The following is a 12,405-nucleotide window of genomic DNA, read 5'->3' as shown; positions in this document are numbered from 1 at the left end:
GCCGGCCGCCGGCCGGACCGGTGATGATCGAGGCGGCGGACATGGCGGGGCCGGAGCGGCTGGCGCGGGTGATGGACACCCTCGCCGACGTGTTCGCCGACCTGTCGGCGGGCCGTACGACCTCGCCGCCCCGGACGGTCGTCCAGCACGGCCCGCGGCGGGAGCTGCTGGCCGGGACGGCGGTCTGGGAGCGGCACGGGGTGGGCAGCGTCAAGATCACCACGCTGACCCCCGACAACGCGGGGCGCGGACTGCCCCTGATCCACGGGGTGGTCGTGCTGACCGACCTGGAGACCGGGCGGATCACCGCGCTGCTGGACGGGGCCGAGCTGACCGCCGTCCGTACCGGGGCGGTCGCGGGCCTCGCGACCCGGCTGTGCGCGCCGGCCGACGCCGAGGACCTCGCCGTGATCGGCGCCGGGGTGCAGGCGCGGGCGCTGGTACGGGCCGTGTCCGCGGTCCGGCCGATCCGGACGGTACGGGTCTACTCCCGCACCCCGGACCGCACCGAGCGGTTCGCGCGCTGGGTCCGGGACACCGCCGGGCCGCAGGTCGCGGTCACGGTGTGCGATACGGCCAAGGAGGCCGTCGTCGACGCCGCGGTCATCTGTACGACGACCTCCACCGCGGAGTCCGTGCCGCTGGTGGAAGCCGGCTGGGTGGCCCGCGGGGCGCACGTCAACGCGATCGGCGGGACCCACGAGGACGCGATCGAGGTGGATCCGGCGCTCCTGGCGTCCGCGTTCGTCCTGGTCGAGGAGCGGGCCACCGCCATCGCGGAGGCGGGCGAGGTACGGGCCGCGCTGGCCGCCGCTCTGATCGGCCCGGACGACCTGCACGAGCTCGGCGCCCTGGTGACCGGGGCGAGCGCGGCGGGCGGCCGGACCTCGGTGTTCCGCAGCGTGGGCATGGCCATCGAGGACACCGCCGCCGCGGCGGCGCTCCACGAGGCCGCCGGGACCGGCGGATGAGCCCGCCCGGCCGGGGGGAACCCCGGCCGGGCGGCGCCCACGCCTTCGCCGGCGGGCCGGGATCAGCCCGCTTCGCGGCAGCGGACCATGAAGGAGCGCTCGAAGACGATGACGGCCTCGCCGGTCGACTTCGTCCCCGTGGTCTCCACCGTGATGATCCCGTTCCCCGGGCGGGACTTGGACAGCCGCTTGCCGAGGATCCGGCTCGTCGCGTACAGCGTGTCGCCGACGAACACCGGGTCCTTCAGCCGGACCTTGTCCCAGCCGAGGTTGGCCACCGCGCGCGCCGACAGCGCCTGCACGGTCATGCCGCCGACCAGGCACAGGGTGATGCCGCTGTTGACCAGCACCCGCCCGTACTCGGCGCCCTCCGCGTAGTGGCGGTCGAAGTGCAGCGGGTGCTGGTTCATGGTGAGCAGGGTCAGCCAGGTGTTGTCGGTCTCGGTGAGGGTCCGGCCCGGCCAGTGCCTGATGGTCATGCCGGGCTCGAAGTCCTCGTAGTCCCCGCCGTGCTCCTCGACGTACTCGTTGTCCTGGACGCGGCGCAGCGTCATGAGTCGTACCCCCTGTGCGTGCGGTGTCGGGCCCACAGGTTAATCGGCGTTCGATGTGGTGTTCGGAAGAGTCCCCGAGGGGACAACACAGGTGGGAGAGAAGGCGGATGAGCGCGGTCGAGGACATCGGTACCCGGGCGGCCTCGGGCCACGCGTGGTTCGGCGGGCAGCGGGTGGCGCCGCCCGCTGCGGCCGCCCGCACGATCCGGGAGATGCTGGTCCACGAGATCCGCGACACCGGCCATCCGCACCAGGTCCTGCTGCCCGCCGCGCCGCTCGCGCTGCCGCGCGCCTCGTACGCGGAGCTGTTCCGGGTGAGCGCGGCCCTGCTGGACCTCGTACGCCGGACCGCGCTGGAGGCGGCGCCGACGACCGAGGGCCGGCTGGCGGCGTTCACCATGCCCGAGAGCGAGCACCAGCTGTTCCTCGACGACCAGTTCACCGAGGAGCGGTACGCGCACTGCGTGGCCCGGCCGGACGTGGTGATCGGCGCGGACGGGCCCCGGTTCCTGGAGTTCAACGTCAGCGGGGCGCTCGGCGGCCCGGTGGAGGCGCACTCCCGGATGGAGGTGTGGCGCAAGCTGTACGCCGACGGGCAGGGGCGGCTGCCGTTCTCCTACGAGGACCCCTTCGCCGCCCGGACCGCGATGTTCCGGGACCTCGCGGCGGAGCTGGGGGTGGCGCCCCGGGTGGCCCTGCTGGGTGACGCCCGGGACCAGGGGGACCTCACCCGGTACTTCGACGTCCAGGTCGACCACTTCAACAGCCACGGGCTGACCGCGCGCTTCTTCGACCCGGCGAACCTGCACGAGGCGTGGGACTGCCCGCCGGAGCTGCGCTACCCGCTGGGACTGAGGGACTTCACGATCCCGGACTGGCTGGAACTGGGCATCGACACCGCCCCGGTGCGGGAAGCGCTGGACCACGGCGTGCTGCTGGTGGGGACCCAGACCTCGACGTTCCTGTCGAGCAAGCTGACGATGGGCATGCTCTCGGAGGGGCGGCCGTGGATGACGGCGGCCGAGCGGGCGCTGGTCGAGCGGTACCTGCCGTGGACGCGGGTGCTGAGCCACCGGTGGACGAACCGGGGGGACCGGAAGGTCGACCTGGTGCCGTTCGTCGTGGCCGAGCGGGAGCGGCTGGTGCTGAAGGAGAGCATCGGGATGAGCGGCAAGCAGGTCCTCATCGGGCGGGAGGCGCCGCCGCAGCGGTGGGAGGCGGCGGTGGCGGCGGCCGCGGAGACGGGCACGAGCATCGTCCAGGAGTACGTGGAACCCCGCACGTGCCGGCTGGCGATGATCGCCGAGGGGGCGGAGGAAACCCACGACGCGGAGATCGCCCCGGTGTTCGGCCCGCTCCTCTTCAACGGCCGCCCGGCGGGTCTGTTCTCCCGCTTCTTCGGCGACGGCACGGCCGGCGTCGTCAGCCTCAAGGGCACCTACAGCTCGGACAACTGCGTGGTGGCCCTGTAGGGCCGCGTGTTCCCGGCCGGGGGCGGCGGTGGCCGCCCCCCGGCCGGGGCGCGGTCAGGAGGGCCGGTGGAGGGGCTTGGCCATGCAGCGGCTGGAGTCGTAGTGGCGGTAGTAGCCGAACTTCGGGCACATCGCGTAGCCCGAGGAGAGGTACAGGGCGATCGCCTCCGGCTGCTGGTCCCCCGTTTCGAGGACCATCCGGGTACGCCCCGCCGCGAGGGCGTCGGCTTCGAGTTCCGCGAGCATCCGGCGGGCCAGACCCAGCCCCCGTGCCTCCGGTATGACGTACATGCGCTTCAGCTCGGCGTCGCCGTCCGAGTAGCCCTCGTCGTTCAGGTCCTGGGCGCGCCAGCTGCCGCTGGCCACCGGGGCGCCCTGGGCGTCGTACGCCAGCAGGTAGAGGCCGCGCGGCGGGGTGAACATCGTCGGGTCGAGGTAGGTGTCGTCGCCCTCGCCCCCGTATCGCGCTTGGTATTCGAGCTGAACCTGGTCGTTGAGCTTCACCGCGTCCGGGTGGTCGTACGGCACGGCGCGGAGCTGGATCCCGTGAGACATCAGAACATCGTACGGAACCGTCCCGCTATGGTGCTGTGATGCTCACCGTGACCTCCGTGAATGTGAATGGGATCCGCGCCGCCGCGAAGAAGGGCTTCGTACCGTGGCTCGCCGGGTCGGACGCCGACGTGGTGTGCCTTCAGGAGGTACGGGCCGAGGAGGCCCAGATCCCGGACGAGGCGCGGGTTCCCGAGGGCTGGCACACCGTGTTCGCGCCGGCCGCGGCCAAGGGGCGGGCCGGGGTCGCGGTCTACTCGCGGCGCGAGCCGGAGCGGGTGCGGGTCGGGTTCGGGAGTGAGGAATTCGACACGTCGGGCCGGTACCTCGAAGTGGACCTTCCCGGGGTGACCGTGGCCAGCCTGTACCTGCCCTCCGGGGAGGCGGGGACCGAGAAGCAGGACGAGAAGTACCGGTTCATGGGGGAGTTCCTCACGTACCTGGAGGGGCTCAGGGAGCGGGCCGCCGCCGAGGGCCGTGAGGTCGTGGTGTGCGGGGACTGGAACATCTGCCACCGGGAAGCCGACCTCAAGAACTGGAAGACGAACCGCAAGAACGCCGGGTTCCTCCCCGAGGAGCGGGCGTGGCTCGGCGAGGTCTACGACCGGGCCGGGTACGTGGACGTGGTGCGCGCGCTGCACCCGGACACGGAGGGGCCGTACTCCTGGTGGTCCTACCGGGGCCGGGCCTTCGACAACGACGCCGGCTGGCGGATCGACCTCCAGGTCGCGACGCCGGGGCTGGCCGCGAGGGCCGTGAAGGCGTTCGTGGAGCGGGCCGAGACGCACCCCGAGCGGTGGTCCGACCACGCGCCCGTGACGGTCGTCTACGAGGCCGGTGTCTGACCCTCGCGCGGCGGGGCCTGGCGCGTCTGACCTTCGCGCGTCTGACCTTCGCGCGTCCGGGCCTCGCGCTGCGGGCCTTCAGGTGTCTGGCCTTCGCGCGTCTGACCCGCCAGCGGCGGGGCCTCGGGCGGCGGGGTCTGGCGCAGGCGGTCCATCGCCATCGTGAGCTCCGCCTCGACGACGCTCTTGGCCAGCGGGCGCAGCCGCGCGACGGCCTCGTCCCCGATGTGCGCGGTGATCAGCTCCGTGAACAGCCCGGCCAGGGCATCCGCGTGCTCGCGGACCCGGCGGCCCGTCTCCAGGACGGCCGCGAGCGGGACGCCCTCGCGGACCAGCGCCGAGGAGACGTCCAGCAGGCGCCGGCTGACGTGCACGATCGCGTCGCCGTCGGTGGCGAGGTAGCCGAGGTCGAGGGAGGCCGCCAGGTTCTCCGGGGTGACCTCGCCCTCGAAGTGGTCGGCCAGGGCCTCGGGCGACAGCCGTACGGGGGTCTCCTCGGACCAGCCGATGCCGAGCAGCTCCCCGAGCTGGCTGACGTCGCGGCCGTTCTCGAACGCGGCGGTGAGTTCGGCGATGCCGCCGAGGGTGTGGCCGCGTTCCAGCAGGGCGGCGATGGTGCGCAGCCGGGCGAGGTGGTGGTCGTCGTACCAGGCGATCCGGCCCTCGCGGCGCGGCGGCGGCAGCAGCTTGCGCTCCCGGTAGAAGCGCAGGGTGCGGACGGGGATGCCGGCCGCCTCGGCCAGTTCCTCCGTGCGGTATTCGCGCACTGCCGTCCCCGCTTCTTCCGTGTCGTTCTCGGCCATCCCCGCAGCCTAGGGCGTACTCCCGGTAACTTTCCGGGCGCGACCCCTACCCATGGGTACGGGGCTGCTCTACTCTCCCGATTGTGCCAGTGATTGCTGGCAGTGTTGCGCTGGTGGTTGTGTGGGCTGGACTGCGGAAGCGGAAGGCGGCGGCATGAGCGGCAAGGGCGAGGGCGCACGGGAACACGTGCGAGTGGCGGTGATCGGCTCCGGATTCGGCGGGCTGGGCGCCGCCGTACGGCTGCGGCGCGAGGGGATCACGGACTTCGTCGTACTGGAACGGGCCGGCTCCGTCGGCGGGACCTGGCGGGACAACAGCTATCCCGGGTGTGCGTGCGACGTGCCGTCGCACCTGTACTCGTTCTCCTTCGCGCCCAACCCCGACTGGCCGCGGACCTTCTCCGGGCAGCCGGCCATCCGGGCGTACCTGGAGCACGTCGCCGACACCTTCGGGCTGCGCCCGCACATCCGGCTGGACTCAGAGGTCCGGATGATGCGCTGGGACGCGGACGCGCTGCGCTGGGAGATCGAGACCTCCGGCGGGCGGCTCACCGCCGACGTGGTGGTCTCCGCGACCGGGCCGCTGTCCGACCCGAAGATGCCGGAGGTCCCCGGGCTCGCCGAGTTCCCCGGCAAGGTCTTCCACTCCGCGCGCTGGGACCACGACTACGACCTGCGCGGCAAGCGCGTCGCCATGATCGGGACCGGCGCCTCCGCCATCCAGATCGTGCCCGCCATCGCCCCCGACGTGGCGCGCCTGACGCTCTTCCAGCGCACCGCGCCGTGGGTGCTGCCCCGCACCGACCGGGCCATCTCCGCCGCCGAGCGCTGGCTGCACCGCCAGCTGCCGTTCACCCGGGCCGCCCGCCGAGGGCTGCTCTGGGGGATCCGGGAACTCCAGGTCAGCGCCTTCACCAAGCGGCCGAACCAGCTCGGGCTGATCGAATCGATGGCCCGGGCGAACATGGCGCGCTCCATCAAGGACCCGGAGCTGCGGGCCAAGCTGACGCCCTCGTACCGGATCGGCTGCAAGCGGATCCTGCTCTCCAGCGAGTACTACCCGGCGCTGGCCCGCCCCCACGTGGACGTGGTCGCCTCCGGGCTGCGGGAGATCCGGGGCAGCACGCTGGTCGCCGCCGACGGCACGGAGACCGAGGTCGACGCGATCGTCTTCGGCACCGGCTTCCACGTCACGGACCTGCCGATCGCGGACCGGGTGGTGGGGGCCGAGGGCCGCACCCTCGCCGACCACTGGAAGGACGGGATGCAGTCGCTGCGCGGGGCGACCGCGGCCGGCTTCCCCAACTGGATGACGATCATCGGGCCGAACACCGGGCTCGGCAACAGCTCGATGATCCTGATGATCGAGTCGCAGCTGAACTACATGGCGGACTACCTGCGCCAGCTGGCCCTGCTCGACGGCGCCGGCCCGGGCGGGCGGGTCGCGCTCGCCGCCCGGCCCTCGGCCGTGAACCGGTGGAACCGGCAGGTGCAGGCCCGGATGGAGCGGACCGTGTGGAGCACCGGCGGCTGCACCAGCTGGTACCTGGACGCGCAGGGGCGCAACACCACCGTCTGGCCCGGCACGACCGGCGAGTTCCGCAAGGAGACGCGCGCCGTCGACCTGTCGGAGTACGAGGTCGTACGGATCCGGGAGCGCGAACCGGTCCCGGCCGCCCGGCCCGCGGCGGCGGGGCCGGCCGCGGCCGGGGAGGGGACGGCATGACCCGGCTGACGCATGTGATCAGCGGGCCCTACGCGCCCCCGGCCGCCCGCCGGGAGCTGGTCGCGGCCTCCGCCGACGGGTCCCGGCTGCACGTGGAGGTGCACGGGGAGGAGGACGCCCCGGCCGTGGTGCTCGCGCACGGCTGGACCTGCTCCACCGCCTTCTGGGCCGCGCAGATCCGCGAGCTGGCCACGGACCACCGGGTCATCGCCTACGACCAGCGCGGCCACGGCCGCAGCCCCGCCGCCCGTAAGCACAGCACCACCGCCCTGGCCGACGACCTGGTCGCGGTGCTGGGGGCCGCCCTCGCCCCCGGTGAGCGGGCGGTCCTCGCCGGGCACTCCATGGGCGGCATGACGATCATGGCCGCCGCCGGCCGGCCGGAGTTCGCCGAGCACACCGCGGCCGCGCTGCTGTGCAGCACCGGCAGCTCGGGACTGGTCGCGCAGGCGCTGGTCGTGCCGTTGCGCGCCGGCCGCGCGAGGACCCGTATCACCGGCGCCGTCCTCGGCTCGCGCGCCCCGCTCGGCCCGGTCACGCCGATCGCCCGGACGGTGCTCAAGTACGCCACCATGGGCCCCGGATCGGCGCCCGAACGGGTCGAGGCCTGCGCCCGCATCGTGCACGCCTGCCCCAGCACGGTCCGCCACGCCTGGTCCGAGGTGCTGGCCGGGCTGGACCTGGACGCGAACCTGGCCGCGCTCACCGTGCCCACCGCCGTCATCGGCGGGACGAGCGACCGGCTGACCCCGGTCGCGCACGCCCGCGCCCTGGCCGCCGCGCTCCCGCACTGCGTGGGGCTCACCGAGCTCACCGGCATGGGACACATGACCCCGATCGAAGCCCCCGAGGCCGTCACCGGAGCCGTGCGCGAGCTGACCGCGCGCTACCTCGACACCACCGAGAAGGAGAAGACGCCGTGAGCGCTCGCAGGAGTCTGGAAGGCCAGGTCGCCGTCGTCACCGGCGCCGCCCGCGGGGTCGGCGAACTGCTCGCCCGCAAACTGTCCGCGCGCGGCGCGAAGGTGGCCCTCGTCGGCCTGGAGCCCGAGGCGCTCAAGGAGGTCTCCGAGCGGCTGCACACCGACAGCGACCACTGGTACGCCGACGTCACCGACCACGAGGCGATGGCCCGGGTCGCCGAGGAGGTCAAGCGGCGCTTCGGCAAGGTGGACGTCGTCGTCGCCAACGCGGGCGTCGCCGCGGGCGGGCCGTTCGCGGACTCCGACCCCGATTCCTGGCGCCGGGTGATCGAGGTCAACCTGATCGGCGGCGCCGTGACCGCCCGCGCCTTCCTGCCCGTACTGACGGAGAGCCGCGGCTACTTCCTCCAGATCGCCTCCCTCGCCGCGATCACCCCGGCGCCGATGATGACGGCGTACTGCGCCTCCAAGTCCGGCGTCGAGGCCTTCGCGCACTGCCTGCGCGCCGAGGTCGGCCACAAGGGCGTCAAGGTGGGCGTCGGCTACCTCTCCTGGACCGACACCGACATGGTGCGCGGAGCCGACGAGAACGAGGTGATGCGGGAGCTGCGCCAACGGCTGCCGTGGCCGTCGAACCGCACGTACCCGCTGGGCCCGGCCGTCGACCGGATCGTGGCCGGCATCGAGCGGCGCTCGCCGCACGTGTACGCGCAGTGGTGGCTGCGCGGGATGCAGGGCGTGCGCGGCTACCTGCCGGGGATGATCGCGGCCGTCGGGCAGCGCGAGATGAAGCGGTTCGAGCCCCGGCTGGCCGGTGTCTCGCGGGGACTCGTGGGAGCCGGAGGGGCCGCCGACGAGAAGGCGCGGACCGGCATCGACACCCAGGGTCACTGATCGAAATGCGAGCTTTGTCCCACCATGCAAGTCTGGTCGAGGTCAAGTCCCCCACACCTCACCAGGAGTGACCAGCATGGGCATCAAGGACCAGTTCCAGGAGAAGTCGCAGGAGCTCAAGGACAAGGCGCAGAAGGCGCAGCAGGGCGCGCGGGACGAGTCGTCCGAACGCGCCCGGCAGAGCGACGAGAAGAAGCCCGGCGCCAAGCAGAAGGCGCCCAAGGTGCACGACGAGCTCGACGACAACTGGGACATCTGATCCGGTGACCTGACGACGTGCGTACGAAGGGGCGCGACCCGCGCGATGCGGGCCGCGCCCCTTCTCGTGCCCCCGCGCGCTACCTCGGCGGCAGCTTCGGACGCCGCAGGTCCGGTACGTCCGTGTAGCCGGGCGGCACCGCCGCCGGATCCTGTTCCAGCAGCTCCAGCGCCAGGTGCACGGCGTCGTCCAGCTGGGCGTGCCTCCCCTCCGCCCAGTCGAGCGGGGTGCGCAGGATCGCCAGGTCGGGTTCCACGCCGTGGTTCTCCACCGACCAGCCGTACTCGGGGAACCAGGCGGCGTTCATCGGCACCGTGATCACCGTGCCGTCGCCCAGGGTGTGCCGGCCGGTCATGCCGACCACCCCGCCCCAGGTGCGCTGGCCCACCACCGGGCCCAGGCCCAGCAGTTTGAAGGCCGCGGTGATCATGTCCCCGTCGGAGGAGGTCGCCTCGTCGGCCAGCGCCACGATCGGACCGCGCGGCGCGTTCGAGGCGTACGAGACCGGCTGGGCCCCCCGCGTCAGGTCCCAGCCGAGGATGGAGCGGGTCAGCTTCTCCACCACCAGCTCGCTGATGTGCCCGCCCGCGTTGCCGCGCACGTCCACGATCAGAGCCGGCCGGGACATCTCCGCGCGCAGGTCCCGGTTGAACTGCGCCCAGCCGGAGCCGCCCATGTCGGGGATGTGCAGGTAGCCGCACTTGCCGCCGCTGACCTCGCGGACCACGGCGCGCCGCTTGGACACCCAGTCCTGGTAGCGCAGCGGCCGCTCGTCGATCAGCGGGACCACGGCGACCCGCCGGGCGCGGCCCTCGCCCTCGGCGGGGTTGAAGGTGAGCTCGACGGTGGTGCCGCCGGCCGCCGACAGCAGCGGGTAGGGCCCGGTGACCTGGTCCACGGGCCGCCCGTCCACGTGGGTGAGCACCGCGCCGTCGCGCATGCCGGTGCCGGCCAGCGGGGAGCGGGCCTTGGAGTCGGAGGACTCGCCGGGCAGGATCCGCTTGACCACCCACCCCTCCTCCCGGGGCACGAGGTTGGCGCCGAGCAGTCCGATGGCCCGCTGGTAGTGCGGCGGGCCCTCGTTGCGGCGCGCGGGGGAGACGTAGGCGTGCGAGGTGCCGAGTTCGCCGAGGACCTCCCGCAGCAGGTCGGCGAACTCGTCGGGGGAGGCGACCCGTTCGACCAGGGGGCGGTACTGGCGCAGCACCCCGTCCCAGTCGATGCCGCACATCTTCGGCTCCCAGAAGTACGCGCGGATCAGCCGCCCGGCCTCCTCGTAGGCCTGGCGCCATTCCGCGGCCGGGTCCACCTCGTGCAGGATGCGCCGCAGGTCCAGGTAGACGGTGGAGTCGCCGTCGCCCGACTCGGTCGACGGGACGGCCCGCAGGTCCCCGTCGTCGTTGATCACGAGCCGGGTGCCGTCGCCGCTGACCGCGAACCAGTCCAGTCCGGAGGCCAGTTCGCTCTTGCGCGCCTTGGTGATGTCGAAGTGTTCCAGCGTCGGTTTGCCGCTGGTGTCGTTCGGGTTGGCGAAGGTCTCGCCGAGCGCGCCGGAGATCGGCCAGCGCAGCCACACCAGGCCGCCGCCGCTGACCGGGTACAGGGCCGAGTACTTGGAGGCCGTCACCGGGAACGGGGTGACCCGGCTCTCCAGCCCCTCCACCTCGACGGTGACCGTGCCCTCGCCCTCCCCGGACTCGCCCTCCACCGGGTCCAGCCCGCCCGCCGCTGGACGGCCGTCGGGGGTGAACGCGAAGGGCGAGGGGGTCGCCGAGGACAGCGGCACCAGGTACGGGCGGCAGCCCAGCGGGAAGGACAGGTCGCCGGTGTGCACGTCGTAGACCGGGTCGAAGCCGCGCCAGGAGAGGAACGCCAGATAGCGGCCGTCGCGGGTGAAGACCGGGTTCTCGTCGTCGAAGCGGCCGTTGGTGACGTCCACGATGACGCGCGCGCCGGGGCCGGAGATCTTGGCCATCTTGATCTGCCGCAGCGACCGCCCGATGCCCGGGTGCGACCAGGTCAGCCAGGACCCGTCGGGCGAGAACGCCAGGTCGGTGACGGGCCCGTTGATGGACTGGATGAGCTCGGTCACCACCTCGTCGGACTCCTCCGTGGCGTCGATCAGCAGCAGCCGCCCGTCGTTGGAGGCGATCGCGAGCCGCTCGCCCTCCGGGTCGGCGAGCAGTTCCGTCACGCGTCCCAGCTCGCCGGAGGCCAGCCGGCGCGGCTCCCGGTCGCCGGAGGCCCGGGGCAGGTACGCGATCTCGATCGCGTCCTCGCCCTCGGCGTCGGTCACGTAGGCGACCTGCCCGCCGCTGCCGAGCATCTCGGGCAGCCGCACCCGCACGCCCGGGGTGTCGGCGATGGTCCGGGCGGGACCGTCGCGGTGGGTGAGCCAGTACAGGCTGCCGCGCACGACGACGGCGCTGGCCCGGCCGGTGGCGTCCACGGAGAGCGAGTCGACGTTGCTGGCGGCGGAGACCTGGTACGTACGGCGGCCCGCGCGGGGGCCGCCGAGGCGGACGTCGAGCCTGCGCGGGGCGGCCCCCGGGGCCAGCGAGTCCACGAGCCAGAGGTCCCCGGCGCACTGGTAGACGATTCGGGAGCCGTCGCTGGAGGCGTGCCGGGCGTAGAACTCCTCGTGGTCGGTGTGCCGGCGCAGGTCGGTCCCGTCGGGCAGGCAGGAGTAGACGTTGCCGATGCCCTCGTGGTCGGAGAGGAAGGCGATCCGGCCGCCCACGAACATCGGGGAGTCCAGGTGGCCCTCGATGTCCTCCAGCAGCCGCCTGCCGTGCAGCCAGAGCCGGCCGGTGGCGCCGCCCCGGTAGCGCTTCCAGGAGGCCGGCTCGTGCGGGGGCTTCCCGGTGAGCAGCAGGGTGCGCCGCTCGCCGCCGGGTTCCTCGTGGACGGCGATGTCGGAGACGGGGCCCCAGGGCAGCTTGCCGCCGGGGGACCCGTCGGTCGGCAGGCTGTAGGCCCAGGCGAAGTAGGAGAAGGGCTGGTGGTGCGAGGACACGGCCAGGATGTCGCTGCGGCCGTCCTTGTCGGGCGGGGTCCAGCCGCAGACCCGGGTGTCGGTGGCGCCCCAGTAGCTGAGCCGGCGGGCGGGGCCGCCGGCCACGGGGGCGAGGTGGATCTCGGGGTCGAGGCTGCGCCAGGTGGTGAAGGCGATGTGGCTGCCGTCGGGGGAGAACCGGGGGTGTCCGATCCGGGTCCGGTCGACGGTGAGCCGCCAGGCCCGGCCGGGGGGTTCGCCCTCGGCGACGAGCGGGGCGACCCAGAGGTCGTCTTCGGTGGCGAAACACAGCAGGTCGTCGTGCAGGTGCGGGAAGCGGAGGTACGCGACGTCGTGACTCACCCCCCAATGCTTTCCGCGCCGAGGGGGGCTGGCAACTCGTACAGGTGAT

11 protein-coding genes are annotated in these 12,405 nt (G+C 73.2%); 7 read left to right on the top strand and 4 right to left on the bottom strand.

Annotated elements, in window-relative coordinates; translation table 11 throughout:
* Positions 1-23 precede the first annotated feature (23 nt).
* Complete coding sequence (locus EES41_RS15620; protein ID WP_123082484.1) at positions 24-971, top strand: ornithine cyclodeaminase family protein; 948 nt, start codon at positions 24-26, stop codon at positions 969-971.
* A 62-nt stretch (positions 972-1,033) separates the two neighbouring features.
* Here the strand turns inward: EES41_RS15620 and EES41_RS15615 are convergent, their stop codons facing one another.
* The gene (locus tag EES41_RS15615) at positions 1,034-1,525 is read right to left on the bottom strand and encodes a MaoC family dehydratase (protein WP_123078926.1); all 492 of its coding nucleotides are present in this window, start codon (positions 1,523-1,525) and stop codon (positions 1,034-1,036) included.
* Between the two features lie 107 nt (positions 1,526-1,632).
* On the opposite strand from EES41_RS15615, the gene EES41_RS15610 reads away from it, so the two are divergent.
* Positions 1,633-2,997, top strand: coding sequence for a hypothetical protein (locus EES41_RS15610; protein ID WP_123078925.1), 1,365 nt, complete (start codon positions 1,633-1,635; stop codon positions 2,995-2,997).
* A 54-nt stretch (positions 2,998-3,051) separates the two neighbouring features.
* On the opposite strand, the gene EES41_RS15605 is transcribed toward EES41_RS15610, so the two are convergent.
* Entirely contained in the window at positions 3,052-3,552 is a 501-nt protein-coding gene (locus tag EES41_RS15605) for a GNAT family N-acetyltransferase (RefSeq protein ID WP_123078923.1), read from the bottom strand.
* Between the two features lie 38 nt (positions 3,553-3,590).
* On the opposite strand from EES41_RS15605, the gene EES41_RS15600 reads away from it, so the two are divergent.
* Entirely contained in the window at positions 3,591-4,394 is an 804-nt protein-coding gene (locus tag EES41_RS15600; RefSeq protein WP_123078921.1) for an exodeoxyribonuclease III, read from the top strand.
* Here EES41_RS15600 and EES41_RS15595 read toward each other — a convergent pair.
* Complete coding sequence (locus tag EES41_RS15595) at positions 4,376-5,197, bottom strand: MerR family transcriptional regulator (protein ID WP_123078919.1); 822 nt, start codon at positions 5,195-5,197, stop codon at positions 4,376-4,378. The genes EES41_RS15600 and EES41_RS15595 overlap by 19 nt on opposite strands.
* A gap of 154 nt (positions 5,198-5,351) precedes the next feature.
* On the opposite strand from EES41_RS15595, the gene EES41_RS15590 reads away from it, so the two are divergent.
* The 4 genes from EES41_RS15590 (at position 5,352) to EES41_RS15575 (ending at position 8,998) form a co-directional block, all read left to right on the top strand.
* Positions 5,352-6,923, top strand: coding sequence for an NAD(P)/FAD-dependent oxidoreductase (locus tag EES41_RS15590; RefSeq protein WP_123078917.1), 1,572 nt, complete (start codon positions 5,352-5,354; stop codon positions 6,921-6,923).
* Entirely contained in the window at positions 6,920-7,846 is a 927-nt protein-coding gene (locus EES41_RS15585) for an alpha/beta fold hydrolase (protein ID WP_123078915.1), read from the top strand. The genes EES41_RS15590 and EES41_RS15585 overlap by 4 nt, the downstream gene beginning before the upstream one ends.
* Positions 7,843-8,739, top strand: a complete 897-nt coding sequence (locus EES41_RS15580) for an SDR family oxidoreductase (protein WP_123078913.1) — start codon at positions 7,843-7,845, stop codon at positions 8,737-8,739. The genes EES41_RS15585 and EES41_RS15580 overlap by 4 nt, the downstream gene beginning before the upstream one ends.
* Before the next feature lie 76 nt (positions 8,740-8,815).
* Positions 8,816-8,998: a hypothetical protein gene (locus EES41_RS15575; RefSeq protein WP_123078911.1), complete on the top strand. Its 183-nt coding sequence runs from the start codon at positions 8,816-8,818 to the stop codon at positions 8,996-8,998.
* A gap of 79 nt (positions 8,999-9,077) precedes the next feature.
* Here EES41_RS15575 and EES41_RS15570 read toward each other — a convergent pair whose 3' ends face one another.
* On the bottom strand, positions 9,078-12,356 hold the full coding sequence (locus tag EES41_RS15570) for a S41 family peptidase (RefSeq protein WP_123078909.1): 3,279 nt from the start codon (positions 12,354-12,356) through the stop codon (positions 9,078-9,080).
* Positions 12,357-12,405 lie beyond the last annotated feature (49 nt).

The sequence above is a fragment of the Streptomyces sp. ADI95-16 genome (assembly GCF_003721495.1).
GTDB lineage: Bacteria > Actinomycetota > Actinomycetes > Streptomycetales > Streptomycetaceae > Streptomyces > Streptomyces goshikiensis.
Note: the sequence above shows the minus strand (reverse complement) of the source record. Positions and strands in the feature narration are given on the sequence as shown.